We start from the raw sequence: 25025 nt of genomic DNA on the forward strand, positions 1-25025 counted from the left end.
AATTCCCGTCGATGACTCGCTTCACACACCCCGCGCGCAAAGGCTCGGCGCGGACGCGTCACCCGCGCACGCGCCTCGCGGCCACTGCGACCACTGCGACCGCTGCGCTCACCGCGCTCGCCGGACTGACCGTGGCCACCGCGCTTACGGCCCTCTCCGGGTGCGCGGCGGATCCCGCGCCGCCCCCTTTGGTTACTGAAGAGGAAGCCGAGAAGGAGCTCGAGCGACTGGCGGAAACGACGGAAAGCGCGACGTCGACAAGCGAACGCCCCGCTCGAGTGGAGGTGAGCGTCGGAGTCGACCCGGTGCGCGCCGGCTTCAACCCGCACCTAGCCGCGGACGAGCAGGCCACGGTCCGCTCGATCGCTGACCTGGTGCTGCCCAGCGCCTTCGTCGACGGCGAGCGCAACCCCGATCTGCTGCTCGCCGCGACCCGCCTGCCCAGCTCGTCCAAAGCCGCGACCGTGCGCTACGTCATCGACCCCGAAGCACAGTGGTCCGACGGCACCCCGATCAGCGGCGCCGACTTCATCTACCTCTGGCGCGCGATGCGCACGACACCCGGCACCATCAACGCCTACGGCTACGACGCCATCGCCGACATCCGCGTCTCCGGCCCCAGCGGCAAGACCGTCGACGTCGATTTCCGCACGCCGATCCGCGACATCCGCGGCCTGTTCACACACCTGCTGCCGTCGCACCTGCTCGCCGCTGACGCCTCCGACTTCGCCACCGCGCTGCACGATTCCATCCCCGCGTCCGCGGGCCGCTTCCTGTTCTCCGGCGTCGACCGCGGCCGCGGCACCATTACGCTGAACCGCAACGACCGCTTTTGGGGGCCGGCGCCTGCGCGCATCGACATCCTCAACCTGCAGCCCGCGCGCACCACCACGCAGACCGCGGACCAGCTACGCAGCGGCCAAATCGCGTTCGTGGACATGGCGCCCGATGAAACCACGCACCGCGTCCTCGAACTCGTACCCGACACGCAGGTCCTCACCACCGACGGCCCGCGCACCCTCGGGGTCACCCTCACCGCGGGCGTCACTTTTGAGGCTCGGCAGGAGCTTGCTTCGCTTATCGACGCCCCCTTGCTCGCGTCCATCGCCACCAACCGCTCCACCGATCTGGCGCTTCCCTCCGCGGTAACCCCCGCCGGTGCTGCTCCAGCTGGCGCCGCTCCAGCTGCGCTCCCCTCAGACGCGTCCACTTCAGGCGCGTCCACTTCAGGCGCGTCCACCTCCAGTGAACCCACCTCTAGCGAGAGCGGAATCGCTGGGGGAGCGCTCGAGGCGTACATCGCAAAACAAGGTGCCCTGCGCGTCGCTGCTGACGCTGCCGACCCAGCAGCGGCCGCCGCCGGGAAGACCTTCGTCGACCAACTCAATGCAGCGGGTATCGAGGCGAAGTTCGTCGGCACCGACAACAACACCATCATGGGTAAATTGCTCCCGGCCGGCGCCATCGACGCAGTCTTTGGGTGGCGAGTATCCGATGCCGCCCTCGCCGCCAGCAAAGCGACCAACGCGACCAACGCGACCAGCGCGACCAACCCCAACGACACCTCGAGCTCCACCAGCACGAGTAGGGTCGCGAGCCCCGCCAACCCCGAGAGCATCACCGAGATCGCTGGCCGCGCCGCTTGCCCCGCGCACGCCTTCCGCGCCGCGAACCTATCCGGCTACTGCTCATCCGGCACCGAGCAGCTGGCCGCCGACGTCCTCGCAGGCACCACCAGCGTCCAAGACGCAGTCGCGATCTTTGCGCAGATCGAGGCGGCCGAGGCGCTCTGGGTGCCTATCGTCACCGAGACCCGCGTCGCCGCGCTCGGCCAAGGCATCGAAGGCCCCGACCCCAACCTGAAGAACTGGGACGGCGGGCTTGCCACCGCGCCGACATGGCGCGTCACCACCCCAGCCAACGCCGGCAAGAAGGAGCCACTCGCACAATGACCCAGACCCAGACCCAGCCCCACACCCACACCCGCCCCCAACGCGACCTCGCAGGCTACCGCGTCGTGCTTGTCCACGCCCACCCCGACGACGAGGCCATCACCACCGGCGGCACCATCGCAACACTCACGGCGCGCGGCGCCGACGTCCTCGTCGTCACGTGCACCCTCGGCGAGGAGGGCGAGGTCATCGGCGAGCCCTACCAACACCTGGTCGCCGACGAAGCGAACCAGCTGGGCGGTTTCCGCATCCACGAGTTGCGGGCCTCGCTCGCCGCGCTCGGCGCGCGCGGGACATTCCTCGGCGGCGCCGGCCGCTTCCGCGACTCCGGCATGGAGGGCTCGGCCGCGAGCCAGCACTCCCGCGCGTTCGTCAACTCCGGCGACACCGCCGTGGACGCGCTCGCTGCCATTTTCACCGCCGAGCGCCCCCACGTCGTGATCACCTACGGACCCGACGGCGGCTACGGCCACCCGGATCACATTCGCGCCCACGAAATCACCCACGCCGCCGCCAAACTCACCGACATCCCGCGCATCCTCTGGGCCGTCCGCCTCGAGCACGAAACCGCCGCGCTCATGCCCACCGAAGCCCCCGCAGGGTGGCGGCTCCCTCAGCCAGGTGAGCTCGATGGAGTCAGCTCGTCCGACTTGAGCATTTCGCTTAACGACGCCTCGTACTCAGCGAAAGTCCAATCCATGCGCGCCCACGCCACCCAGCTGTGGATCGCCGACGGCCAGGTCACCGACGTCAACCCGCACGCCGCCCTCCCCGCCACGGTCTCATCCGCCGTGCACGTATCCGCCACGCACTTATCCGCCACGGTCTCATCCGCCGCAGCGCAGCCCGTGGTCTACTACGCCCTGTCGAACCTCATCGTGCAGCCCATCCAGCGCGTCGAGCACTTCCAGCTCGGCGAAGGTGCGCCGCTCCCTACCGAGGACAATGGTGCCGTTGCGGGTGATGCGGCGGCGCTGTTCGCCGGCATCGACAAATAGATGACCTCCTCCGGCTACCGCGACGACTTCTACCGAGACTTTTCCCGCGGCGAGGTCGTCCAGGCGTTCGTCTGGCTGTCCGTCTTCGCGGCCATCGCGGTCATGCTGCAGGTCGGCTATTTGTGGACGCCGCTGGGAATAGTATTCGCCGGATGGTTCAACGCGGTGCTCCGCAGAACCGCGAAGCTGTGGACGCAAAACCGCTGGATTCAGCTGGTGCCGCTGGGTGTCTGGGCCGTTGGGTTTTGGATGATGGTGGGCAAGGGGCCGTCGATAAGCGAAATGCTCCTGTTGTTGGTGGGGATAATTTGGCCCCTCGCCACTGTCAAGTGACATACTGAACGGTATGACTTATGTGATCGCCCAACCCTGCGTCGACGTGATGGACCGCGGCTGCGTGGAGGAGTGCCCCGTCGATTGCATCTACGAGGGCAAGCGCATGCTCTACATCCACCCCGACGAGTGCGTCGACTGCGGCGCATGCGAGCCGGCATGTCCCGTCGAGGCCATCTTCTACGAGGATGACACCCCCGACGAGTGGGCCGAGTACTACGACGCGAACGTCGGCTTCTTCGACGACCTCGGCTCGCCGGGCGGCGCCGCGAAGACTGGCCCACTGGACTTCGACCACCCGATGGTGGCGAAGCTGCCGCCGCAGAACCAGGAGTAGGCGATGACACAGCGCACGCCGCTGGGTGCTTCGCTGCCCGATTTCCCCTGGGACACGATCGCCGACGTCAAGGCAACCGCCGCCGCGCACCCTGGCGGACTGATCGACCTGTCCGTGGGTGGGCCTGTCGACCCGGTCGCGCCGTCGATTCAGCTCGCGCTCACCGAACACGCCGCGGAGCCCGGCTACCCGCAGACCGCCGGCACCCCAGAGCTGCGCCGCACCATCGTCGACGCGCTCGAGCGCCGCTTCGGCATCGCGGGCCTGGACACTGAGTCGGTGCTGCCGGTCATCGGGCTGAAGGAGGCGATCGCGTGGCTGCCGACGTTGCTGGGCCTGCGCGGCCAGACCGTCGTCATCCCGGAGGTCGCGTACCCCACGTACGAGGTCGGCGCACTTATGGCTGGGTGCACGGTGCAGCGTTGCGACGACCCCGCGACCGCCCCGACAGACACCGCCCTGGTCTTTCTGAACTCGCCGTCGAATCCGACGGGGCGGGTGATGGGCGCCGACGAGCTGCGCGCGTGGGTCGAGTTCGGCCGTGAGACCGGCGCCATCATCGCGTCCGACGAGTGCTATCTGGGCCTCGGCTGGGCCACCCAGCCCGTGTCGCTGCTGCACCCCGAGGTCTCCGGCGGTGACAACACGGGTCTGCTCGCGCTGCACTCGTTATCGAAGACGTCGAACCTCGCGTCGTACCGCGCCGGCACGATCGCGGGCGACCGCGACCTGGTCCAGGAGCTGCTCCTGGTGCGCAAGCACGCCGGCCTCATCGTGCCGGGCCCCGTCCAGCACGCGATGGTTGCGGCGCTTGCCGACGACCTCCACGAGCGCTTGCAAGCTTCCGCCTACGCCATGCGCCGCGCCGCGTTGCTCAAGGCGCTCACCAGCGCGGGCTTTACTATCGACGACTCCGAGGCCGGCCTCTACCTCTGGTGCCGCAAGGATGGGGTGAACTCCCGCGAGGCGCTGGATTGGCTCGCGGAGCGCGGCATCCTGGCCGCGCCCGGCGACTTCTACGGCCCTGCTGGCGCGAACCACGTCCGGGTCGCCCTGACCGCTTCCGACGAGCAGATCGCCGACGCCGTGCGCCGCCTCACCGCGCAGGAGACCACCGCCGGTGACGCCGGCCAGGAGACCACCGCCGGTGACGCCGGCCAGGAGACCACCGCGCAGTGACGGGAGCAGCACAACCACGCAGTACCAACGCCGTCGCCACAGCTGGCGTAGGCACGTCGCGCGCTCACCGTTTGGCGGTGGGGCTGCGCGAGTTCGTGAAGTTCGGCATCGTCGGCGGCTCCGGGGTGCTGGTCAACCTTGCCGTGTTCTATGTGTGCAAGAAGCTGCTGGACTCCGGCATTGGCATTCACGAGACGGACGTGTTTTTCAACCTCTTCGGCACGCGTTTCAATGTGCGCTGGTACCATGTGCTATCCACCATCGCCTTTGTGGTGGCGAATACGTGGAACTACCAGCTGAACCGTTCGTGGACGTTCCGCCACGTGGAGCAGCGGTCGTGGCTGCGCGGTTACTTCCCGTTCCTGGCGACCGGTGTGGTGGCATTCGTAGTCTCGCTGACCTGCATGACACTGCTCATGAACCCGTCCTCGCCGATCGCGCTGCCGGACAGCGTGTTTGACGACTCGACCGGGCTGCGCACCAAGTCGTACTGGGCGCAGGCGATCTCCACGTTGGTGGCGATGCCGGTGAACTTCATCATCAATAAGTTCTGGACTTTCGGGAAGCCGAAAGTTGTCCCAGTAAACTGATCAGCCCTATCGTAGGCGCGCAGAATCGGTGTGCGAGCAAATTCGGTAGGTGTACAAACCCGCTAGCCCGGGTAATTGCAGACGTCGATAATTGCAAGCTCGGCTAGCCGAATAGCAGGTGCATTGCTGCAAACGGGTGAAGCGTGTTGCGCACGTGATAGCCGCGCGGCGAACACCACGTCGGGGTTCCGCGCACCATTTCTATGCGGCCGCGTTTTCGACGCTGAGGGTCGTCGTCGTTGACCCGGTTGTGATATCGGCACAGTGGGGCAAGGTTGGCGATGTTGGTTTCACCGCCGTGTTTCCACGCTTTGATGTGGTGGATTTCGCATGAGTCGGCGCCGTGTCGGCAACCGGGCACTGGACAGATTGGCATCGAGATCCTTGCGAGGTCTCGCTGCTTCTGGTTAGCTAGGCGCACCTCGCGGTAGAGGTTCACCGCACCGTCTTGCGCGGCGAATAGCGCAACTTCGAGCTCCTTGCCATAACGCGCCTCGAGGTATTCGGCGCCAGTCATCGTGGTGCCGTCGGTGAGCCCGAGGCGGACGTCGTCGCCCTCGCCGCTAAGGATCTTGAGGTGAGTTTCCAGCGGCACGATGATGATCGGGCGCGGGTTGGCGTACGGCACGCGCGGCTGCGATGCCGGGCTGGTGGTGGCGGGCGAGTCGGCGCAGTTTGGGGTGGCGGCGGGGTGTTCGCCGGAGTTGCCGCTGGAGTTGTCGCCGGGGGCGGCGCTGCGGAGGAGATCGATGAAGGCGTCGAGCATCTGTGGCGACACCGGCTTCGACGGGTCGATGTCGCGGGTGAGGCGGTGTTCTAGGTCGGCCATGTCGCGCTCGTCGGCGGTGACGCTCATGCGCCGCAGCCCTGCCTTGGACGCAGAGAAGGACATCTGTTTCTTCGGCGGCTTCTGCTCGGCGGGGATCAGTTGGCGGATACGTCGCGCGAGGGCGTCGTACGTGCACGGGCGGGAGAGGAGTTGGAGGCGCGTTGTCCACTGGGCGTCGATAAGCAAATGCGAAATGCGACGCTCGATGAGGGCGAGCTGATCGAGGGAAAACCTGCCGGCGCGTGCGAGGGCGACGGCTTCTTGCTGCTTGCGGGTGAACTTGGTCGGGCCGAAGTATGCGCTGTGGACGAGGCCCCAGCTGCGCACTTTGTTGGGCTCGAGACCTGCGGCGAGCGCGGCGTCGCGGTCGAAGGCAACGAGCGAGTCCAGCGCGGAGCTAGACATCGCTTCGAGAAGTGCGGAGAACGCCATACCCCGCACAATAAACGAAACAACCGGTTCTGTAAAGAAGTTAATCCGCGGTCAGGCGCGCGTACTGCGCGAGGTCGACGAATTCGCCGTGCAACAGCTCCGCACCGCGCAACACGCCTTCGAGGGTGTAGCCGCACGCCTCGGCGACGTGGCGCGAGGCAGCGTTGTCCACGTTGGCGCGAATCACCAGCCGGTGGAAGCTGTGCGCAAACGCATGCTCGGTTACCAGATGCACGGCGCGCGTCATCATGCCGCGGCCACGCATCCACTGCGCCGCGTTGTAGCCGAACTCCGCTGCGCGATGCTGCTCCGACACGAGCCGCAGCGCGACGTTGCCGCAGTAGCGTTCGTCGACCACCAGCGCCCACCGCAGCTCGTTCGCGGGCATCTCCAGGAAGGCCGCGGCGTGCGCCTCGGTGTACGGGTGCGGCACCTGCGTCCAGCGCACCATGCGCGGGTCGTTGCAGGACTCAACAAGGTCCTCGCGCACATTGCTTATCGACGCCACCTCGCCCCACGGCACAAGCTCCAGCTCGCCGTCGCGCAGTGGCAGGCAGGGGATGGGCCAGGAGAACTCGGCGGTCACGCTGCTTGCGGGCACGCTAGCTGCGGGCACGCTAGTTCGCGTGGAGCGCTTCGTTGAGCTCGATGCCCTTCGCCGGCACGACCTCGATGGCGCCCGAGAGCGAATTGCGGCGGAACTGTAGTCCGTTCTTGCCGGACAGCTTCAGCGCCTTGACCTCGGCACCGGCTTCCTTGCCCAGCGCGCCCGCGACCTCGCTGGTCAGGACCACCTTGGAGGAGGCGGTGACGTACAGGCCGGCTTCGACCACGCAATCGTCGCCAAGCGAAATGCCCACACCCGCATTGGCGCCGAGCAGGCAGCGCTCGCCGAGGGTGATGGTCTCCTTGCCACCGCCGGACAGCGTGCCCATAATCGACGCGCCGCCGCCGATGTCCGTGCCGTCGCCGACCACAACGCCTGCGGAAATGCGGCCCTCGACCATCGATGCGCCGAGCGTGCCAGCGTTGAAGTTCACAAAACCTTCGTGCATCACGGTCGTGCCCTCGGCTAGGTACGCGCCCAGGCGCACGCGATCCGCGTCGCCGATGCGCACGCCCGACGGCACGATGTAATCCACCATACGCGGGAACTTGTCCACGGAGTACACCACGACCGGACCATCTTCCGCGAGGCGGCCGCGCACAGTCTGGAAATCGGCCACGGAGCACGGGCCGTGGTTCGTCCACACCACGTTCGACAGCAGCCCGAACACGCCGTCCATGTTCAGCTCGTGCGGGCGCACAATGCGGTGCGACAGCAGGTGGAGGCGCAGGTACACGTCGTAAGCGTCGGTTGCCGGCGCAGCGAGGTCCGCAATCGAGGTTTCCACGGCCACTCGCTCGACGTTGCGCTTTTCGTCGCGCCCCACTAGGTGTGCGAAGCGCGAGTCGGCTTCTTCCACACGGTGGGTTCCAGTTTCGGACACTTGCTTATCGACGTTTGGCGCCGGGAACCAGACATCTAATACCGTGCCGTCTTGCGCGATCGATGCCAGGCCGCGTCCGGATGCGAAGGAGACAGTCATGGCATCCACCTTAAAGCACCGTCTCGGAGGTCTCAGCGTGGGCTCGCGCTGCGTTGTTTGCGGTGTTGTTGGCGCGCGCAAGCGGCGGGATGTTCCGCGTGGTAAACGACAGTGCAATCAAGATCGCGGAGAGGACACTGACTGCGATGACTTGGGAGCGCGACGAGTCGTCGAAAAGCATGAGCCCTGTCAGCCCGAGGAGGGCGACGAGGGTGGTCCACGGTACCCACGACGCGCCGCGGACCTGGACTGCTGAGCCGTGGATCTGGGGGTGGAGCTTGATGTAACTGAGCGTAATCATGATCCAGGTGACGATGAGGCAACCGCCGGTCGCGGCCATGATGAAGTCGATCATGCCGGGCGGGTTCCACCACTGCAGGCCGACGGCGGCGAACGCGAAGAAAACCGAGACCAGCACGGAGTTGGTGGGCACGGCGTTGGCGTTGGTTCTGGCCATCCATCGCGGGGCGTCGCCTTCGAGCGCCTGCTGGTAGGCGATGCGGGAGGTGCCGTAGATCTGCGCGTTGAACGCGGAGAGTAGCGCGAGCACAATCACGGCCTCCATGAATCCGGCGGCGCCGGGGATGTTCGCCATGTCGAGGACCTGGGTAAAGGGGGATTCTGCGGCGGTGTTGGCGCCGTCGATCTGCGCGTAGGGGAGGAGCAGGATAATGACGACGACTGAGCCGACGTAGAACAGGGCAATGCGCCAGATAATCGAGTTCACTGCGCGCTTGACGGATTCGGCGGGGTTCTCGGATTCCGCAGCGGCGATGGTGACCACCTCGATGCCGCCGAATGCGAAGGCGACGGCGAGCAGGCCCGCCGCGATGCCGGTGATGCCGTTGGGGGCGAAGCCGGACGCGCGGACGTTTTCGAAGCCGACAAACCCGGAGGCGGGCAGCAGGCCGAGCCAGAGCGCGGCGCCGATGACCAGGAAAGCGAGGATGACTACGATTTTGATCATCGCGAACCAGTACTCGAACTCGCCGAAGCCTTTGACCTGCGCGAGGTTGACAGCGGTGAGGATTGAGACGACGATCAGCGCCGGCAGCCACTGCGGCACGTCGAACCAGCCAGCCATGATGGCGGAGGCGCCGGTAATTTCCGCGCCGCAGGCCATGATGAGCAGGAACCAGTAGATCCAGCCGAGCAGGAAGCCCGCCCAGTGTCCGAACGCCTGGCGGCCGTAGGTGGCGAACGAGCCGGAACTCGGGCGCGCTGCCGCCATCTCGCCGAGCATGCGCATCACGGAGATCACGATCGCGCCGGCGATCACGTACGCGATGAGGATTGCCGGACCGGCGGCGCGGATCCCCACACCGACGCCGAGGAAGAGGCCCGCGCCGACGGCGGTGCCCAGGCCCATCAGGGTCAGGTGGCGCAACTTCAGGCCGGTGCCGAGTTCGGAGGCGGCGTCGGCGCTGCCGCGGGTACTAGCGCTGCCGCTGGTACTGGCGCTGCCGCGGGTACTGGCGCTGCCGCGGGCGGGTTCGTTGCTGGCGGAGGTCTTGCTGCCACTCATTGGTGGGTCCTTTCCGGCGCGGCGTTGCGCGCGAAGGTGTCGGTGCGGGTCCAGATCGCGCCGGCGGCGGCGATCACGCCGACGACGATGGCAACGGCCATGACCTGGAAACGGCCGTCCGGGTTGGTGAGCATGAGCGCCACGATGCCGGCTGCGAGCACAATCGTTGCCCACGGCAGCCAGTGCGGGGCCCACATGCGCACGTGGGTGAGCTCGCCGCTCTCAACGAGCTGCGGGTGTAGTTTGAGGAATGAAAAGGCGATCGCGAACCAAATCACAATCAAGCAGCCGCCGACCGCGTTGAGCAGGAACGCGAGCAACCCCGGCGGGTTCCAGTACTGCAAGGCCACCGCGCCGAAGCCGAAGAGCACAGAGACGATCACTGCGCGCATCGGCACGCCGCGCGCATCCGTGGCGGCAAACGCCGGTGGGGCATCGCCGCGCACCGCGAGGTTGTGCAGGAACCGCGAGGAGCCGTAAACCTGCGTGTTGCACGCCGAGAGCAGCGCGATGACGATAACCGCCTCCATGATTCCAACCGCGCCCGGGATATTCGCCATCGAGAGCACCGCGGTGAACGGCGACTCGGAGGCGTTCGACGCGCCGCCGATTTGCTCAAACGGCAGCAGCAGCACGATCAGTAGCACCGACCCGATGTAGAACACCGAAATGCGCCAGATGATGGTGCGGATCGCAGAGTGGACGGCCACCTCCGGGTCCTCGGACTCCGCCGCGGCAATGGTGACCAGCTCGATGCCGCCGAACGCGAACGCCACGGCCAACAGCGCTGTCGCCACGCCACCCCAGCCGTTGGGCATGAACCCGACCTCGCGCACGTTCTCCAGCCCCATAAACGACGTCCCCGGCAGCAGGCCTAGCCACAGCAGCGTGCCCAGCACCAGGAACGCGACGATCACCAGCACCTTAATCAGCGCGAACCAGAACTCGAACTCGCCGTAGTTCTTCACCGCAGCGAAGTTGATCAGGGTGAAGCACACGATGGCAACCAGTGCCGGAATCCACGCTGAAATGCCGAACCACGCGGCGATGATCGCGGACGCGCCGGTGATCTCCACGGCCATGATCATGATCATCATGAACCAGTACAGCCACCCGATGGTGAAGCCGGCAGAAGGCCCGAACGCCATCTCGGCATAAGTAGAGAACGTGCCCGACGACGGCCGCGCCGCCACCATCTCCGCGAGCATCTGCATGATGCACACGGTGATGGCCCCGGCAATCACATACGCCAGCAGCACGGCAGGTCCGGCAGCGGAAATGCCGACGCCGGTGCCCAAGAACAACCCGGCGCCGATCGCGGAGCCGAGCCCCATCATGGTCAGGTGGCGCGTTTTCAATCCCCGCCCGAGCGAGGTCGCCGCAGTCTCCGAAGTCTCGGTAGACGCAGCGGGAAGCGTAGATGACATGCTCCTCACTCTAAACTGCACCTCACCGCACCCAACCACTGCGGGTCAGTCCAAAGGCCCGGCGCAAAGCTTATCGACGGCCCATTGCACCCGCCTCGGAAACTACGGCTCGCGCAGATCGGTTCCGCGCTGCGGCCTGGTGCGCACCACCGGCGAGTTCGAGAACGGCTCGTGCGCAATCAGCAGATCGTTTTGCCCCGACAGCTCGCGCGCCTTGACCTGCTCGCCAACGCGCGCGTCGAACACCACGGTCTCGGGCGCGAGCACTACGTTGAGGCCGACCTCGCAGTTATCGCCAAGATCCACGCCAATCAGGCCCGCCGAGTGGCGCAGCACGCAGTCGCGCCCAATATGCAGCGGCAGCCGGTTGCGTCCCTCGCCTTCGTCGGCCATCACGTTCGCGGACAGCGCGATTTTGGTGCCCTCGCCAACCGTCACCGACGACGACATCCGCCCTTCAATTTTCGCGGGCCCCAGCGACCCGGCGTTATGGGACACAAACCCCTCGCGCACCACGGATGTACCCGGCGCCAGGTATGCACCCAACCGCACGCGCTCGGCCTCCGCGATCGCCACACCCGACGGCACGACGTAGTCCACCATCCGCGGCAGCGGCTCAATCGACCACACTTGGATCATTCCGCGCGAGCGCAGATTCGTCCGGATGTACTCGAAGTTGTCGGACAGGCACGGCCCCTTATTCGTCCACACCACGGGCACGAGGTGCTCCAGGCAGTCGTGCATATTGATCTCGCCGGGGCGTACCAACCGGTGTGAGAGCAGGTGCAGCCGCAGATACACGTCGTGCGCGTCCACCGGCGGCTCCGACAGATCCGCAATGCGGGTCTGCACCGGCACCAGCTCCACCAGGCGGTCATGATCCATCCCGACCAGGTTCAGAAACCGGTCGGACAGGTCGCGCGCGGAGACGCGGTGGGTGCCAGAAGGGGCATCTAACGGGCCGTCGATAAGCGAAGGGCTCGGGAACCATGTGTCCAGAACCGTGCCGTCGATCGCAATGTTTGCAATGCCTGTACCTTGAGCTCCTAGCGGCATGCACCCATAATAAGGGCTTGTGCTTAACGACGACCCGGTGGCCTTGACCGCCACCCTCATCGATATCGAGTCCCCGTCCCACCACGAAGCCGCGATCGCGGACGTGCTTGAGGCCGAGCTGCGCGGGCTGTCGGGCGTGGACGTGCAGCGCTTCGGCAACACGCTGGTGGCGCGCACCAATTTCGGCCGCGAGCAGCGCGTCGTGCTGGCGGGGCATGTGGACACGGTGCCGCTGGCGGACAACACGCCGCACCGCATCGGCCCCGACGTCGACGGCAACGAGACGCTGTTCGGCTGCGGCGCGGTGGACATGAAGTCCGGCCTGGCGTGTTACCTGGGCGCATTCGCGCGCTTAAGCCAGGACCCGGAGCGCGCGGCGTTCGACCTGACACTGATCGCCTACGAGGGCGAGGAGGTAGCCACCGAGTTCAACGGCCTCTACCACCTCGAGCGCGACCACCCGGAGCTGCTCGCGGGCGACATCGCACTGCTCGGCGAGCCCTCCGGCGGCATCATCGAAGCCGGGTGCCAGGGCTCGATCCGCGTCTTCGTCGACGCGCACGGCACCCGCGCCCACTCCGCGCGCAGCTGGCTGGGGGAAAACGCCGCGCACAACCTCGCCGGGGTGCTCACGCGGGTGGCGGCGTACGAGCCGCGCACCGTCACCATCGCGGGCTGCGAGTACCGCGAGGGCCTCAACGTTGTGGGCATGGAAGGCTTCGTGGCCACCAACACCATCCCGGATTTCGCGCGCCTGACCATCAACTTCCGCTACGCGCCGGATCGCTCGATCGAGGAGGCCAAGGCCCACCTCGAGGAAGCACTTTCGCTTGACGACGGCCTGACGCTCACCTACGACGACGTGGCGCCTGCAGCCCTGCCCGGGTTGGACGACCCGGTCGCGGCGAACTTGGTCGCGGCCGTGGGCGGCAACTTCCGGGCGAAATACGGTTGGACGGACGTTGCACGCTTCTCTAGTCTGGGTGTCCCGGCTGTCAACTTCGGGCCCGGCGACCCGGGGTACGCCCACAAGCGCGACGAACAGTGCCCAACGGCGCAGATCCGGCACGTGTCGGAGCAGCTGCTGCAGTACTTGACGCGATAACCGCCAGCGCGACAACCAATACAAGGAGCACACCTACCTCCATGGCCCCTCACATCACCCCCAGGCCAGGCCGCGAACGCAAACTCCGCGGGCCGATAATGGTCCGCAGCGAGCAGGCTCAGCAGCCAACCACCTACGACCAGCGGTTACTTGAATCCATGGGCCATGCCGACCACGACTGGAAGCACGCCGATCCGTGGCGCGTCATGCGCATCCAGTCCGAGTTCGTCGCCGGCTTCGATGCGCTCAGCGAGCTGCCGAAGGCCGTCACCGTTTTCGGCTCGGCGCGCCTGGGCGAGGGGACTGAGGAGTACGAGCAGGCCCGCCAGGTGGGCAAAGCGCTGACCGAGGCTGGCTACGCCGTAGTCACCGGCGGCGGCCCGGGCCTGATGGAGGGCCCGAACCGTGGCGCGCATGAGGCCGACGGCATCTCCGTTGGCCTGGGCATTGAGTTGCCCTTCGAGCAGGGCCTGAACGACTGGGTCGATCTGGGTCTGAATTTCCGCTATTTCTTCGCGCGCAAGACCATGTTCTTGAAGTACTCGCAGGCGTTCATCTCGCTGCCGGGCGGCTTCGGCACGATGGATGAGGTCTTCGAGGTGCTGTGCATGGTGCAGACTGGCAAGGTCACCAACTTCCCGATCGTGCTGATGGGCACCGACTTCTGGTCCGGGCTTGTCGATTGGATGCGCAACCAGCAGCTCGCCCGCGGCCTGATCTCGCCGGGCGACGACGAGCTGTTCATTGTCACTGACTCCGTCGACGAGGCCGTCCAGCACATCGTCGATGCCCACAAGGTGATGACAGACGGCCGCCTGCGCGAACAGCGGGGCGAGCAGGAAAACCGCTAGCCCGATGGCATCCCAGCTCGCCGCAGTCATGGCGATTGTGAACCGCACCCCCGACTCGTTCTACGACAAGGGCGCGACCTTTGCGGTGGACAAAGCAGTCGAGCGCGCGAGCCAGGCCATTATCGACGGCGCGAGCATCATCGACATCGGCGGAGTCAAAGCAGGCCCCGGCGACAACGTCGACGAGCGTGAGGAGATCGATCGGGTCGCGCCCGTGATCGCGGCTGTGCGCGCGGCGCATCCGGATGTGACGATCAGCGTGGACACCTGGCGCGCGAGCGTGGCCCAGGCCGCGATCGACGCCGGCGCCACGCTGGTGAACGACACCTGGGCTGGCTTCGACCCGGAACTCGTCGAGGTCGCCGGCGCAAACAAGGTCGGCTACGTCTGCTCGCACACCGGGGGAGCGGTTCCTCGAACCAGGCCGCACCGCGTGCGTTACGACGACGTCGTGGCCGACGTCATCCGCGAAACCACCGCCCTTGCTGAGCGTGCGGTCTCGGTCGGTGTGCCTGAAGCGGCCGTGTTCATCGACCCGACCCACGACTTCGGCAAGAACACCTTCCACGGACTCGAGATCCTGCGCCGCGTCGATGAGCTAGTGGCGACGGGTTGGCCAGTACTTATGGCGCTGTCGAATAAGGACTTCGTCGGCGAGACCGTGGGCCGCGCCGTGGACGAGCGCGTCGCCGGCACACTCGCTGCAACCGCTTGGGCCGCGGCGCGCGGCGTTGCTGCGTTCCGCGTGCACCAGGTGCGCGAGACCGTCGACGTGATCCGCATGACTGCCGCGATCCAGGGCACCGCCGCGCCGTTGGCGACCGTCAGGGGCCTCGCGTGACCCCGACAGAGTCCGCGCCCGCGTCGGCGGCCCCATCGCCTGCGGTGAGCGTGGTGATCCCGGCGCTCAACGAGGAGGCCACCGTCGCGCACGTGGTGGCCGCGTGCCTTTCATCCGACGCTCTCGCTGGCGCAGCCACAGGCACTGGCGCAGCCACAGGCACTGGCGCGGGCGAGGTGCTGGTCATCGACTCCGACTCCACCGACGCGACTGCGCGGGTCGCCGCCGAGGCGGGCGCGACGGTGGTGAACTGGCGCGACGTGGACCCGCGTGAGCCGGTGCCCGGCAAAGGCGAGGCGCTGTGGCGTGGGGTGCGCGCGGTCCGCGGCGACGTCGTCGTGTTCGTCGACGCAGACGTGACCAACGTCGAGCCGTGGTGGATCGACGCCCTCGTCGCGCCGTTCGCCGACGGTGCCACCGAGGCCCAGCCCCGCATCGACCTGGTGAAGGCGACCTACACCCGTGACGAGGGTGCGCACGGGCGCGGCGGGGGCCGCGTCACCGAACTCACCGCCAAACCGCTGCTGCGCGCGTTCTTCCCTGAACTCGGCCACATCGACCAACCGCTTGCTGGCGAGTACGCCATCCGCCGCAGCACCGCCCTCGAACTGCCCTTTGTTGCGGGCTACGGCGTGGACGTCGGGTTGTTGATCGATGTGGCGGCTAACGGGGCGTCGATAAGCATTGCCCAGACTGACCTGGGCCATCGCACCCACCGCAACCGACCGCTGGCTGAGCTGGCGCCGATGGCGGACGTGGTGGCGCGCACCATACTGAATCGGGCGGGCCTCGGTGCGGAGGTGGACCAGCGACCGCCGTGGACGGCCAGCTAGGATAAGCCCCATGCTTTCCTGGATCATGCTCATCATCGCGCTGATCGTGTTCAGTGTGCTCGGCCTGTGGCTGTTCTCTGCGGTGTTCGGCCGGGGCGAAGCGCTGCCGCCGATGATGGAAACTGCCGACGTGAAGGAAGCGAACCGCCGCGCGGTCGAGGAGGGGCGGGTCGACGACATCCAGCTCGAGGTGGTGCACCGGGGATACCGCATGGACCAGGTGGATGCGCTCATCGCGCAGCTGACGGGAACGAGCGAAACGCCAGCTCAGCCGGCCGCTGGAACGGTGTCCGTGGCGGCAGGCAAAGATGGGGACGCGCAAAAGAGCGTAGACTCTCCGGAAGTAGTGGTTAGACCCGAAGGAGAACCGACGCATGGCAGCGATGAAACCGCGCACCGGTAACGGCCCGATGGAGGCTGTTGAAGAAAGCCGCAAGATTGTGATGCGCATCCCGTCCGACGGCGGCGGCCGCCTTGTGGTGGAGATGAGCAAAGAGGAAGCCGCCGAACTAGGCCAGCTTCTGCTCGACGCTGCGGAGTAGCGCGTTTCAACCGCGCTGAGGCTGCGCGGTACTATCAGTCCATGCTCAAAGATATCGTCGACGTGCTGGCTGACCCGGTCGACCTGTCCCCGCTGCGCGGTGCGGACGACTTTTCCCGCCTCGTGTCCGAGTCCGGCCACTCGTACGACGTTGCCCGCCAGGGGTACGTCACGCTCGCCGGCGGCAAGGGGCTGAATCATGACGGCGACTCCCTTGAGATGGTGCAGTCGCGCGAAGCATTCCTATCGCAGGGCTACTTCGCCCCGTTTGTCGAGGCGGTGACGGAGGCCGTCGAGGATGTGCTGGAGACTTCGGCCCCAGACGTCGCCGAGCCGGTCATCTTGGAGGTCGGCGCAGGCACCGGCTACTACCTCTCGCACACTCTCGACACGGTTGAGGGCTCGCGCGGTGTCGGCCTCGACATTTCCGTGCCGGCCGCAAAGCACCTCGCGAAGTCGCACCCGCGGGTCGGCGCGGTCGTCGCCGATGTCTGGGAGCGCATCCCGCTTATCGACGGTAGCGCCCACGCCATCACAGTCATCTTCGCTCCGCGCAACCCGGCGGAATTTCGCCGAGTGCTTGTCGACGGTGGCGAGGCAGTCATCCTAACGGCAGACCAGGGCCACCTCGACGAGCTGCGGGAGCCGCTGGGGATCCTGGGCGTGGAGGAAGGCAAGCTCGAGCGGATGCTCGAGCAGGCGCAGGGTTACCTGACGCCGGTGGGGGACGCCGAGCTGATCGAGTTCCCGATGCAGCTCGAGCGCGAGGCCATCGCTGCGCAGGTGGGTATGAGTCCGTCCGCTCGCCACGTAGACCCTGCGACGCTGCAGGAGCGCGTGGCCGCGCTGCCGGAGCGTCTCGAAGTCACCGCCCGCGCGCAGCTGATCCGCCTGCGCAAGGCGTAGGCGCGGGTGAACGCGGGCGAGTGGACGCGGTGCGGCGCGGGGAGCCGCTGAGTGTTAGCCCAGCTGAATGTTAGCGCAGCGCGGCGTAGCCGCGGCGCCACTCGCTGTAGATCTCGGCGTCGCCGTTGGTGCGCACGCGGATGCCGGAGCTTCCGCCTGTAGGCCAGAAGCGCGAGGACATGACAACGCTGCCGCCGCCGGCGTAGACCTCAAGCGTGGAGCCGTCGACGATGATGGTGATGTTGTCCTCGTCATCGTCGTGCAGCTGCGCCGTCTTCGGCTCCCCGTCGAAGCGGTCCAGCTCGATTTGGTCGCCGCTGTGGCGGATCCGCGCAGCTGGCTCGCCGGACGCGTCGAGCACCTCGGCGACAATCGCTGAGTCGGACGGGATGTCGCACAGCGCCGCCCACAGCAGCGCGCGCTCGGACGCATCGATCGCTTCCGGCAGCCCCGGCGCCGGCACCTGATAAAGGTGTCCGTGCTGCAGGGTGACGCGGCGCGGCAGTGTGAGCGCGTTGGCCCACCCCTCTGCGTCCCAGTTCGGCTCGCCGGTCGGGTCGCCTTTGCGGCCAGAGTTGGTCATGAAGCCGTAGAGGTACGCGCGGTCGTACCGCCCCAGCTCGTTTTCCACGTCGCGCGGGTAGTTGGTGTTGCGCGGGCGGGTGAAGTCGTGACCGTGGTCGAAGAGCTGACCCGGCGTGACCACGTGGAACACATTGCCCTCGAGCGTGCCAATGATGTAGCAGGCGATGTCCTTGCCGTCGCGCTCGATGGTGAGGAACAGGACGTCGTAAATGTTGTCGTCCACCTCGTCGCGCAGCCGCACCAGGCGCGGGGCGACTAGCGAATCGTCCAAGTCTAAGCCCGGATCGCCGTCGAACTCGAGCGGGCCGTCGAAGGTCCAATCGCGGCCGTCTGCGGAGTGCAGGACCACCGGCTTCGGGTGGTCGGTGGGGCCGGACACGGCGAGCATGAGCCAGCCTTCATGGCCCTCGTCGCGGTTGGCGGCGCTGTCCCAACCAGGAATGACGCAGGGGGAGCGGAAGTTGCCGTACTCGCCCGCGTCATCGACAACGACCCCTAGGCGCTCGACGGCCGCGGAGACGCGTACGTCTTCGTCGAGGTCGTCGCACAGCGCGTCAATGTCATCGACGCGCGCGAGCTGAATCGTGTTGCCGGCGTCGGTGCGCGAGGTGAAGTAAAAGTCCACACCGCCGTCGTTGATTTCGCTGCCAACCACGGCACCGGCGCGCACGTGCGTCTCGTCGTCAATCGGCACGATCGCGTCGTTGCACTCGAACCAGCTGAACGGGTCGCCTTCGCTCATGTTGTGGCCCCAGCGGCTCGGCCCACCCGGCTCATCGGCGTACTGGTAGAACATGTGCCAAACACGTTGCTCGGGCTTGCCAAGGCGGATCACCCCCGCCGGACCCTCGAGGACGCCGCTGTCCGCGGTGACGTGCAGTTCTGGTCGGTAAACAGTCATTAGCCTGGAGTTTTCCTAGATCAGTTGCTTGTAAATGTCCACGGTTTCTTGCGCAATGGTCGCCCACGAGAAGTCCGCCACGGCGCGCTGGCGGCCCGCCTCGCCCATCTGCGCAGCCTTGTCGGTGTTGCCAGCGACTGCGTTGACGGCCTCCGCCAGCCCACGCTCGAAGGTCTCCGGATCGGACTCGTCGTAATCCACCAGCGTGCCGGTCTCGCCGTCCACGACCACCTCGGGAATGCCGCCCACACGCGATGCGACGACGGCGGTTCCGCAGGCCATTGCCTCCAGGTTCACAATGCCCAGCGGCTCATAGATTGAGGGGCACACGAACACATCGGAGGTCGAGTACACCTCGCGGATGCGCTCCGACGGCAGCATCTCCTGCACCCAGAACACCCCGTCGCGCTCTGCACGAAGCTTTTCGACGAGAGCGTTTGTCTCCTCAGCGATCTCGGGAGTATCCGGCGCGCCTGCACAGAGGATGAGCTGCACGTCCTCATCGAAGTGCTGCGCCGCCTTCAGCAGGTGGGGCACACCTTTTTGCCGGGTGATGCGCCCGACGAAAGAGACGATTGGGCGGGAGGTGTCCACGCCCAACTCGTCGGCAATAGTGCCTTTCTCTGGGAACCATTTCTCCGGGTCGATGCCGTTGAGCACGACGTGAACCTTGGACTCGTCGATGCGCGGGTAGGCGCGCAGGATCGCGTCTTTCATGCCGGCGGAGACACCAATTACGGCGTCTGCGTACTCCATGGCGTTCTTTTCGCTCCAAGAGGAGATGTCGTAGCCGCCGCCGAGTTGCTCGCGCTTCCAAGGGCGGTCCGGCTCCAGTGAGTGGGCGGTGACCACGTGCGGAATGTCGTTGAGCAGGCCGGCGAGGTGGCCGCCGAGGCCGGAGTACCAGGTATGGGAGTGCACGACATCTAGCCCGCCGTTGACCTTGCCCACTGCATCCGCCATGCGAAGGCCGGTGGACAACGTTTTGATTGCGCCGTTGGCATCTTCCAGTTCAGGGTCAACCCCGTGGACGTAGACGTCCTTCTCGTCGCGGGGAGCTCCCATGCAATGCACGTCGACATCGACAATGTCGCGCATGAAACGGGTCAGTTCGGTGACGTGGACGCCTGCACCGCCGTAAATCTCCGGCGGATACTCTCTGGTCATCATTCCGACTCTCATGCCCGCCGAGCTTAGTTGCGTTTAAAACGTGCTGCACGGACGTCAGCTTGGCTCGCGCCGACGGCCACGCCGCCCAACTCGCCCGCCGCGTCGCGGGCTACCCCCGTGGGGCGGGATGCGGTGCCCGAATCGTCGTCAATGTCCTGCGCGATTCGGGCAGTTTCAATACCCTAAACAATATGAAGAGCCAGCCAAGAGTCCTCGCCATCGTCCTCGCTGGCGGTGAGGGAAAACGCCTGTTCCCGCTAACCGCCGACCGTGCAAAACCCGCTGTTCCCTTTGCCGGGACCTACCGTCTGATCGACTTCGTTTTGTCGAACCTCGTCAACGCCGGCTACATGCGTATCGCGGTCCTGACCCAATACAAGTCGCACTCGCTTGACCGCCACGTGGCCACCGCGTGGAACGTTTCCGGCCCGACCCCGCAGTACATCGCGTCGGTGCCTGCGCAGCAGCGCCGCGGCAAGCGTTGGTACACCGGTTCCGCGGACGCGATTGTGCAGTCGCTGAACCTGATTTATGACGATATGCCGGACTACGTCCTGGTCTTCGGTGCGGACCACGTCTATCGCATGGATCCGTCGCAAATGGTGGAAGACCACATTGCGTCCGGCAAGGACGCCACGGTAGCGGGCATCCGCGTCCCGCGCGCAGAGGCGACGGCCTTTGGCTGCATCCAGTCCACCGAGGACGGCACTATCACCGAGTTCCTGGAGAAGCCGGCCGACCCGCCGGGCACCCCGGACGACCCGGAGATGACCTACGCGTCGATGGGCAACTACGTGTTCACCACCGAGCCGCTGATCAAGGCGCTGCTGGAGGATGAGCAGAACGAGGATTCCTCCCACGACATGGGCGGCGACATCATCCCGTACTTCGTGTCCCAGGGGCAGGCCAACGTCTACGACTTTTCCTCCAACGAAGTTCCGGGCGCGACCGATCGCGACAAGGGCTATTGGCGCGACGTCGGCACCATCGACTCGTTCTACGACGCGCACATGGACTTGATCTCCTCGCACCCGATCTTCAACCTCTACAACAAGGCGTGGCCGATCCACTCGACGGAGGATTCGAACCTCCCGCCGGCGAAGTTCGTCATGGGCGGTATTGCGCAGGAGTCGATGGTGGCATCCGGCTCGATCATCTCCGGTGCGACGGTGCGCAACTCGGTGATCTCCACCGATGTCCGCGTGGAGGAGGGTGCGACGGTCGAGGGCTCCGTGCTGCTTCCGGGCGTGCGCATCGGCAAGGGTGCTGTCGTGCGCCGCGCGATCTTGGACAAGAACGTCTACGTCTCCGACGGTGAGATCATCGGCGTCGACTTGGAGCGCGACCGTTCCCGTTACACCGTCTCTGACAGCGACGTCGTGGTCGTCGGCAAGAGTGAAGTGGTTTAAAGGAAGGCCCGGCCTAACGTTTCGTGATCAGCGTCAGGCCCCCATCAAGGGGCAAGCGCGTGACGACGGCTGCGTTATCCACCCCAAGCGCAGCTGCATGAGCGTCAGCCTGTCGGGCGGCTTCTGTCTCGCGATCGCGCCGTGATGGGTCGGACAGTGTGCCGTCGAGAAGCGAATCGGCGATGATGAGGGTTCCGCCCTGGGTGAGCAGTGGCCAGGCGTTGTCGATGAGCGGTGCCATCTCCAGGGGCGCGACATCGGCGTAGATGAGCTGGTAGGCGTCGGTGGCTAGGCGCCCCATAACGTCGAGCGGGCGAGCGGTGAGGAAACGCGCGCGCGAAGGGGAGTGGCCGCCGAGGCGGAACGCTTCCTTCGCGCCGGCTTGCAGCGCTGCCTCCGGTTCGATGCAGGTCAGCGTTGCCTTGTCCGGCAGTCCGCGCAGAATGTGGAGACCGACAACGCCGGCAGCGGGGGTGACAGCGACGGCGCCTTGGCCGGCCGTGCCGGCCCCGGCCGCGAGCGTCGCCAGGAGCGAACCCACAACGGCACTCGGCGCGCGCACGCCGTTTTCCTCCGCCTCGGTGTACGCGTGGTCGAGGGCTTCGCGAAGCGCGTCGTTGCCCTCGCCGCCTTCGCCGCCTTCGCCGTTGGCGCTGGCTTGCGCGTTGATGTAGGCGGTCATCTGGGTAAACGCTGTCTCACTCACGGGATTCATCATAGACGGCGGGTGGGAGCGGCCCGGGCATTGTGCGGTGAGATTTGCGCAGCTGATTCGCACAGCCGATTTGCACAGCGTTTTGTCAGTTCGTTCCCTGGGTGTAACCGGCGACACTCTGACACAATGGCACTCGTGACTTCCGATCCTGCCGCGCACCTTGAAACCGCTAGCGACGCTGAGATGACGCAGCCGCTGACCGGGACCGCCGCGTTCGACGCTGGCCACGGGGAGATGCCGAGCTGGTCGGAGCTGGTCGCCGAGCACGCGGACAGCGTCTACCGTCTGGCGTTTCGTCTCTCCGGTAACCAGCATGACGCGGAAGACCTCACACAAGAGACGTTCATGCGCGTGTTCCGCAACCTGAAGAACTACCAGCCGGGCACCTTCGAAGGTTGGCTGCACCGAATCACCACCAACCTGTTTCTGGACATGGTGCGCCACCGCTCGAAGATCCGGATGGAAGAGCTACCGGACGACTACGAGCGCGTGCCCGGCACCGCGTTGACCCCGGAGCAGGCGTACTCCGCCACCAACCTCGACCCGGCACTGCAGCGGGCGCTGGATGAGTTGGGTCCGGACTTCCGCGTCGCAGTAGTGCTCTGTGATGTCGTGGGCATGAGCTATGAGGAAATCGCCGAAACCCTCGGCGTGAAGATGGGCACCGTTCGCTCCCGCATTCACCGCGGCCGTACACAGTTGCGCGAATCCCTAGAGGCTCAGGCAGTGCACGACACCGCCACGAAGGAGCTGCTGCGCACCCGCTAAGCCGTGTGCTCCGCTTCGCGAGTACCCTTTGAATGGCAATCGGAAAGGAGAGCGGTGACCATGGTCAAACGCGCAGATAAGCCCCGCTTTTCTTCCACCGATCATCTAAGCGCCGAGGCAGTTGCCGCGTTCGTTGACAACGAGCTTGGTCACTCCGCGCGCCGTCGGGCGATGGACCACATCGCGCAGTGCCAGGAGTGCCACGAGGAGATAGTCGCCCAGCGCGGGGCGGCGGAACGCGTGCGCAGCTGCGGCGCTGACGGGGTGCGGGCCCCGGACTTCCTCGTCGAGCGCCTGGCCCGCTTGTCCGAAGCAGACATCGCCGCAGGAGTAGGAGCGACGGATGAGCACGTCCCGCGCTCCCCGCGTAGCTTTGCGCAGAATCTGCTTAACCGGGTGGTCAGCGTGCTGCGCGCAGTCAAACGCAAGCACTAAGTCGAAGCGCTGAAGAAGATTCGCACGAGGGTAGGGTGTGAGAGGTGTTATCGAACTTCGGATGGACTGAGTTCTTCTTCCTGCTGATCATCGGGCTGATCGTGATCGGCCCGGAGCGCCTGCCCAGCGTTGTCGAAGACGTCCGAGCCGCCATCTACGCCGCGCGCAAAGGCATCGCGAACGCGAAGCGTGAGCTCAATGGCGAGTTGGAAGGCTTCGAGGAGTTCCGCGAGCCGATTAACACCGTGTCCAAGTACGCCGCCATGGGCCCGCGCCGCGCGGTGTCGTCGCTGCTCTTCGAGGGCGACGAGGAGTACTTAGACGAGTTCGATCCGCGCCGCGCGCTCGCCGACAACGAGCCACAACAGCCGGAGCATCCAGCGCAACCAGCGCAACCAGCACAGCCCAAGCAGGTCAACTCCGGGCCCCGCCCCAGCCCGCAAAACCAGACGCCGCCACCGGCGCCGGAGCAGCCTGGTGAGCCGAAGCGCACCGCGGGATTCTCCTGGGAGGACGTGGTTTAGGCTACTTCACCGTCGGGTTGAGGTTCTTGCCCGCCAGCGAGTTTCGTCGCACTTTAAGCTTCTCGACGATCCCCTGCACCGCCTTGGCTGCCGGAGCATCCGGGTCTGAGAGCACGACAGGGGTGCCGATGTCGCCATTTGCGCGCAGGGCAGGGTCGAGCGGGATCGAGCCGAGCAGTGGCACGTCGGAATCGGTGAGCGCCGTGAGGCGGTCTGCCACCTGCTGGCCGCCGCCTTCTCCGAAGACGTTGACAACGGAGCCGTCGTCAAGCAACAGCCCTGCCATATTTTCGATGACTCCCGCAATGGGCTGATCTGTCTGTTGCGAGATGGTGCCGGCGCGCTCGGCGACTTCGGCCGCGGCGGCCTGCGGGGTGGTGACGATGATGAGCTCGGCGGTGGGCACAAGCTGCGCGACCGTGATGGCGACGTCGCCGGTGCCAGGCGGGAGGTCGAGGAAGAGGACATCGAGGTCGCCCCAGTAGACGTCGGCGAGGAACTGCTGGATGGCGCGGGTGAGCATGGGCCCGCGCCAGACGATGGGCGCGTTGCCTTCCACGAACTGGCCGATGGAGATGTGGCGGACGTTGTGGCTGATCGGCGGCATGATCATGTCGTCGACAACCGTGGGACCCTTGTCCTGCGACCCCATGAGGCCTGGGATGGAGTGGCCGTAGATGTCGGCGTCGATGACGCCCACCGTGAGGCCCTGGGCGGCCATGGCGGTGGCGAGGTTGACGGTCATTGAGGATTTGCCGACACCGCCCTTGCCGGAGGCGACCGCGAATACGCGAGTGCGCGAATCCGGGTCGGCGAACGGGATGACCGGCCCGGTCTGTTCGCCGCGGAGCTTCTCTGAGAGGGCGCGGCGCTGCTCGTCGCTCATTGTGTGGAGAGTGACGGTGACGGTGCCGACGCCGTCGAGTTCCTCGAGGACTGCGCGGACGTTGGATTCGATGGTGTCGCGCATCGGGCAGCCAGCGATGGTGAGGTAGATGCCGGCATGAACGTCGGTGAGGCCGACGGAGTCGGCGGGGGAGAGCTGGATCGACTCGACCATGCCGAGTTCGGTGATGGGTTTGCCGATCTCGGGGTCATCAACCCGCGCAAGCGCATCGCGGACTTGGGATTCTGAAAGTGCTGTAGCCATATCAAAAGGCAAGTATAGGCCCCGGGGAAATGCAAGGTCATCTG

At 66.2% G+C, this 25025-nt stretch carries 27 protein-coding genes; 17 read left to right on the forward strand and 10 right to left on the reverse strand.

Annotated features, from left to right (window positions below):
• Positions 1-11 precede the first annotated feature (11 nt).
• The 6 genes from CGLAUT_RS04675 (at position 12) to CGLAUT_RS04700 (ending at position 5389) form a co-directional block, all read left to right on the forward strand.
• Complete coding sequence (locus CGLAUT_RS04675; protein WP_290186625.1) at positions 12-1952, forward strand: ABC transporter family substrate-binding protein; 1941 nt, start codon at positions 12-14, stop codon at positions 1950-1952.
• Complete coding sequence (mshB, locus tag CGLAUT_RS04680; RefSeq protein ID WP_290186626.1) at positions 1949-2950, forward strand: N-acetyl-1-D-myo-inositol-2-amino-2-deoxy-alpha-D-glucopyranoside deacetylase; 1002 nt, start codon at positions 1949-1951, stop codon at positions 2948-2950. Before CGLAUT_RS04675 ends, mshB begins: the two co-directional genes overlap by 4 nt.
• Positions 2951-3283 (forward strand): hypothetical protein, encoded by a 333-nt coding sequence (locus CGLAUT_RS04685; RefSeq protein WP_290186627.1) that lies wholly within the window; start codon positions 2951-2953, stop codon positions 3281-3283.
• 13 nt (positions 3284-3296) lie between these two features.
• On the forward strand, positions 3297-3620 hold the full coding sequence (gene fdxA / locus CGLAUT_RS04690; RefSeq protein WP_095659707.1) for a ferredoxin: 324 nt from the start codon (positions 3297-3299) through the stop codon (positions 3618-3620).
• A gap of 3 nt (positions 3621-3623) precedes the next feature.
• Complete coding sequence (gene dapC / locus CGLAUT_RS04695; protein WP_290186628.1) at positions 3624-4799, forward strand: succinyldiaminopimelate transaminase; 1176 nt, start codon at positions 3624-3626, stop codon at positions 4797-4799.
• A gap of 71 nt (positions 4800-4870) precedes the next feature.
• A complete protein-coding gene (locus tag CGLAUT_RS04700) occupies positions 4871-5389 on the forward strand; it encodes a GtrA family protein (RefSeq protein ID WP_290187022.1) in 519 nt (172 codons plus the stop codon).
• 103 nt (positions 5390-5492) lie between these two features.
• Here CGLAUT_RS04700 and CGLAUT_RS04705 read toward each other — a convergent pair whose 3' ends face one another.
• From CGLAUT_RS04705 to CGLAUT_RS04730, 6 genes are all read right to left on the reverse strand, one after another.
• Positions 5493-6650, reverse strand: a complete 1158-nt coding sequence (locus CGLAUT_RS04705) for an HNH endonuclease signature motif containing protein (RefSeq protein ID WP_290186630.1) — start codon at positions 6648-6650, stop codon at positions 5493-5495.
• 40 nt (positions 6651-6690) lie between these two features.
• Complete coding sequence (locus CGLAUT_RS04710) at positions 6691-7266, reverse strand: GNAT family N-acetyltransferase (RefSeq protein ID WP_290186631.1); 576 nt, start codon at positions 7264-7266, stop codon at positions 6691-6693.
• A 1-nt stretch (position 7267) separates the two neighbouring features.
• On the reverse strand, positions 7268-8239 hold the full coding sequence (dapD, locus tag CGLAUT_RS04715; RefSeq protein ID WP_290186632.1) for a 2,3,4,5-tetrahydropyridine-2,6-dicarboxylate N-succinyltransferase: 972 nt from the start codon (positions 8237-8239) through the stop codon (positions 7268-7270).
• Positions 8240-8249: 10 nt separating this feature from the next.
• A complete protein-coding gene (locus CGLAUT_RS04720) occupies positions 8250-9608 on the reverse strand; it encodes an amino acid permease (RefSeq protein WP_290187024.1) in 1359 nt (452 codons plus the stop codon).
• A gap of 152 nt (positions 9609-9760) precedes the next feature.
• Positions 9761-11191: an amino acid permease gene (locus CGLAUT_RS04725; protein WP_290186634.1), complete on the reverse strand. Its 1431-nt coding sequence runs from the start codon at positions 11189-11191 to the stop codon at positions 9761-9763.
• 102 nt (positions 11192-11293) lie between these two features.
• Positions 11294-12247, reverse strand: a complete 954-nt coding sequence (locus CGLAUT_RS04730) for a 2,3,4,5-tetrahydropyridine-2,6-dicarboxylate N-succinyltransferase (RefSeq protein WP_290186636.1) — start codon at positions 12245-12247, stop codon at positions 11294-11296.
• A gap of 19 nt (positions 12248-12266) precedes the next feature.
• Here CGLAUT_RS04730 and dapE point away from each other — a divergent pair, with 19 nt between their 5' ends.
• Genes dapE through CGLAUT_RS04765 form a run of 7 tightly spaced genes read left to right on the forward strand, consistent with a single transcriptional unit; the run spans position 12267 to position 17324 of the window.
• Complete coding sequence (gene dapE, locus CGLAUT_RS04735; RefSeq protein WP_290186637.1) at positions 12267-13352, forward strand: succinyl-diaminopimelate desuccinylase; 1086 nt, start codon at positions 12267-12269, stop codon at positions 13350-13352.
• A gap of 41 nt (positions 13353-13393) precedes the next feature.
• A complete protein-coding gene (locus CGLAUT_RS04740) occupies positions 13394-14203 on the forward strand; it encodes an LOG family protein (protein ID WP_290186639.1) in 810 nt (269 codons plus the stop codon).
• Between the two features lie 4 nt (positions 14204-14207).
• Positions 14208-15044, forward strand: coding sequence for a dihydropteroate synthase (gene folP, locus CGLAUT_RS04745; RefSeq protein WP_290186641.1), 837 nt, complete (start codon positions 14208-14210; stop codon positions 15042-15044).
• A gap of 50 nt (positions 15045-15094) precedes the next feature.
• Positions 15095-15877 carry a glucosyl-3-phosphoglycerate synthase gene (locus CGLAUT_RS04750; protein WP_290187026.1) on the forward strand — a complete coding sequence of 261 codons (783 nt, stop codon included), beginning with the start codon at positions 15095-15097 and terminating at the stop codon, positions 15875-15877.
• 10 nt (positions 15878-15887) lie between these two features.
• On the forward strand, positions 15888-16280 hold the full coding sequence (locus CGLAUT_RS04755; RefSeq protein ID WP_290186643.1) for a cell division protein DivIVA: 393 nt from the start codon (positions 15888-15890) through the stop codon (positions 16278-16280).
• Positions 16252-16419 (forward strand): DUF3117 domain-containing protein, encoded by a 168-nt coding sequence (locus CGLAUT_RS04760; protein ID WP_095659715.1) that lies wholly within the window; start codon positions 16252-16254, stop codon positions 16417-16419. The genes CGLAUT_RS04755 and CGLAUT_RS04760 overlap by 29 nt, the downstream gene beginning before the upstream one ends.
• Positions 16420-16460: 41 nt before the next feature.
• Positions 16461-17324 (forward strand): methyltransferase domain-containing protein, encoded by an 864-nt coding sequence (locus CGLAUT_RS04765; protein ID WP_290186645.1) that lies wholly within the window; start codon positions 16461-16463, stop codon positions 17322-17324.
• A gap of 70 nt (positions 17325-17394) precedes the next feature.
• Here CGLAUT_RS04765 and CGLAUT_RS04770 read toward each other — a convergent pair whose 3' ends face one another.
• Together CGLAUT_RS04770 and glgA are read right to left on the reverse strand one after the other, a co-directional pair.
• Positions 17395-18810: a GH32 C-terminal domain-containing protein gene (locus tag CGLAUT_RS04770; protein WP_290186647.1), complete on the reverse strand. Its 1416-nt coding sequence runs from the start codon at positions 18808-18810 to the stop codon at positions 17395-17397.
• A gap of 15 nt (positions 18811-18825) precedes the next feature.
• On the reverse strand, positions 18826-19992 hold the full coding sequence (gene glgA / locus CGLAUT_RS04775; RefSeq protein WP_095659718.1) for a glycogen synthase: 1167 nt from the start codon (positions 19990-19992) through the stop codon (positions 18826-18828).
• Positions 19993-20171: 179 nt separating this feature from the next.
• Between glgA and glgC the strand changes: the two genes are divergently transcribed.
• Positions 20172-21389 carry a glucose-1-phosphate adenylyltransferase gene (glgC, locus tag CGLAUT_RS04780; RefSeq protein WP_095659719.1) on the forward strand — a complete coding sequence of 406 codons (1218 nt, stop codon included), beginning with the start codon at positions 20172-20174 and terminating at the stop codon, positions 21387-21389.
• Positions 21390-21402: 13 nt separating this feature from the next.
• Here glgC and CGLAUT_RS04785 read toward each other — a convergent pair whose 3' ends face one another.
• The gene (locus tag CGLAUT_RS04785; RefSeq protein ID WP_425551717.1) at positions 21403-22071 is read right to left on the reverse strand and encodes an O-methyltransferase; all 669 of its coding nucleotides are present in this window, start codon (positions 22069-22071) and stop codon (positions 21403-21405) included.
• Positions 22072-22230: 159 nt separating this feature from the next.
• Between CGLAUT_RS04785 and sigE the strand changes: the two genes are divergently transcribed.
• From sigE to CGLAUT_RS04800, 3 genes are read left to right on the forward strand one after another with little or no spacing between them, the layout of a single operon-like run.
• Positions 22231-22872 carry an RNA polymerase sigma factor SigE gene (gene sigE / locus CGLAUT_RS04790; RefSeq protein WP_425551713.1) on the forward strand — a complete coding sequence of 214 codons (642 nt, stop codon included), beginning with the start codon at positions 22231-22233 and terminating at the stop codon, positions 22870-22872.
• Positions 22873-22932: 60 nt separating this feature from the next.
• Entirely contained in the window at positions 22933-23307 is a 375-nt protein-coding gene (locus CGLAUT_RS04795; RefSeq protein ID WP_290186649.1) for an anti-sigma factor, read from the forward strand.
• A 44-nt stretch (positions 23308-23351) separates the two neighbouring features.
• The gene (locus CGLAUT_RS04800; RefSeq protein WP_290186650.1) at positions 23352-23831 is read left to right on the forward strand and encodes a twin-arginine translocase TatA/TatE family subunit; all 480 of its coding nucleotides are present in this window, start codon (positions 23352-23354) and stop codon (positions 23829-23831) included.
• Between the two features lies 1 nt (position 23832).
• Here the strand turns inward: CGLAUT_RS04800 and CGLAUT_RS04805 are convergent, their stop codons facing one another.
• Positions 23833-24981 carry an Mrp/NBP35 family ATP-binding protein gene (locus tag CGLAUT_RS04805; RefSeq protein ID WP_290186651.1) on the reverse strand — a complete coding sequence of 383 codons (1149 nt, stop codon included), beginning with the start codon at positions 24979-24981 and terminating at the stop codon, positions 23833-23835.
• Positions 24982-25025: the final 44 nt, after the last annotated feature.

This window comes from Corynebacterium glaucum (genome assembly GCF_030408855.1).
GTDB lineage: Bacteria > Actinomycetota > Actinomycetes > Mycobacteriales > Mycobacteriaceae > Corynebacterium > Corynebacterium glaucum.

What these genes read in the sequence shown, in the direction of transcription:
- CGLAUT_RS04720 (WP_290187024.1), bottom strand. Translation starts at nt 9,608, where the DNA reads ATGGGCCTGGGCACCGCCGTCGGCGCGGGCCTCTTCCTCGGCGTCGGT.
- CGLAUT_RS04730 (WP_290186636.1), bottom strand. Translation starts at nt 12,247, where the DNA reads ATGCCGCTAGGAGCTCAAGGTACAGGCATTGCAAACATTGCGATCGAC.
- fdxA (WP_095659707.1), top strand. Translation starts at nt 3,297, where the DNA reads ATGACTTATGTGATCGCCCAACCCTGCGTCGACGTGATGGACCGCGGC.
- CGLAUT_RS04785 (WP_425551717.1), bottom strand. Translation starts at nt 22,071, where the DNA reads ATGACCGCCTACATCAACGCGCAAGCCAGCGCCAACGGCGAAGGCGGC.
- dapC (WP_290186628.1), top strand. Translation starts at nt 3,624, where the DNA reads ATGACACAGCGCACGCCGCTGGGTGCTTCGCTGCCCGATTTCCCCTGG.
- CGLAUT_RS04740 (WP_290186639.1), top strand. Translation starts at nt 13,394, where the DNA reads ATGGCCCCTCACATCACCCCCAGGCCAGGCCGCGAACGCAAACTCCGC.
- mshB (WP_290186626.1), top strand. Translation starts at nt 1,949, where the DNA reads ATGACCCAGACCCAGACCCAGCCCCACACCCACACCCGCCCCCAACGC.
- glgA (WP_095659718.1), bottom strand. Translation starts at nt 19,992, where the DNA reads ATGAGAGTCGGAATGATGACCAGAGAGTATCCGCCGGAGATTTACGGC.
- CGLAUT_RS04770 (WP_290186647.1), bottom strand. Translation starts at nt 18,810, where the DNA reads ATGACTGTTTACCGACCAGAACTGCACGTCACCGCGGACAGCGGCGTC.
- sigE (WP_425551713.1), top strand. Translation starts at nt 22,231, where the DNA reads ATGGCACTCGTGACTTCCGATCCTGCCGCGCACCTTGAAACCGCTAGC.
- folP (WP_290186641.1), top strand. Translation starts at nt 14,208, where the DNA reads ATGGCATCCCAGCTCGCCGCAGTCATGGCGATTGTGAACCGCACCCCC.
- CGLAUT_RS04725 (WP_290186634.1), bottom strand. Translation starts at nt 11,191, where the DNA reads ATGTCATCTACGCTTCCCGCTGCGTCTACCGAGACTTCGGAGACTGCG.
- CGLAUT_RS04685 (WP_290186627.1), top strand. Translation starts at nt 2,951, where the DNA reads ATGACCTCCTCCGGCTACCGCGACGACTTCTACCGAGACTTTTCCCGC.
- CGLAUT_RS04805 (WP_290186651.1), bottom strand. Translation starts at nt 24,981, where the DNA reads ATGGCTACAGCACTTTCAGAATCCCAAGTCCGCGATGCGCTTGCGCGG.
- CGLAUT_RS04705 (WP_290186630.1), bottom strand. Translation starts at nt 6,650, where the DNA reads ATGGCGTTCTCCGCACTTCTCGAAGCGATGTCTAGCTCCGCGCTGGAC.
- CGLAUT_RS04755 (WP_290186643.1), top strand. Translation starts at nt 15,888, where the DNA reads ATGCTTTCCTGGATCATGCTCATCATCGCGCTGATCGTGTTCAGTGTG.
- CGLAUT_RS04760 (WP_095659715.1), top strand. Translation starts at nt 16,252, where the DNA reads ATGGCAGCGATGAAACCGCGCACCGGTAACGGCCCGATGGAGGCTGTT.
- CGLAUT_RS04795 (WP_290186649.1), top strand. Translation starts at nt 22,933, where the DNA reads ATGGTCAAACGCGCAGATAAGCCCCGCTTTTCTTCCACCGATCATCTA.
- CGLAUT_RS04675 (WP_290186625.1), top strand. Translation starts at nt 12, where the DNA reads ATGACTCGCTTCACACACCCCGCGCGCAAAGGCTCGGCGCGGACGCGT.
- glgC (WP_095659719.1), top strand. Translation starts at nt 20,172, where the DNA reads ATGAAGAGCCAGCCAAGAGTCCTCGCCATCGTCCTCGCTGGCGGTGAG.
- dapD (WP_290186632.1), bottom strand. Translation starts at nt 8,239, where the DNA reads ATGACTGTCTCCTTCGCATCCGGACGCGGCCTGGCATCGATCGCGCAA.
- CGLAUT_RS04765 (WP_290186645.1), top strand. Translation starts at nt 16,461, where the DNA reads ATGCTCAAAGATATCGTCGACGTGCTGGCTGACCCGGTCGACCTGTCC.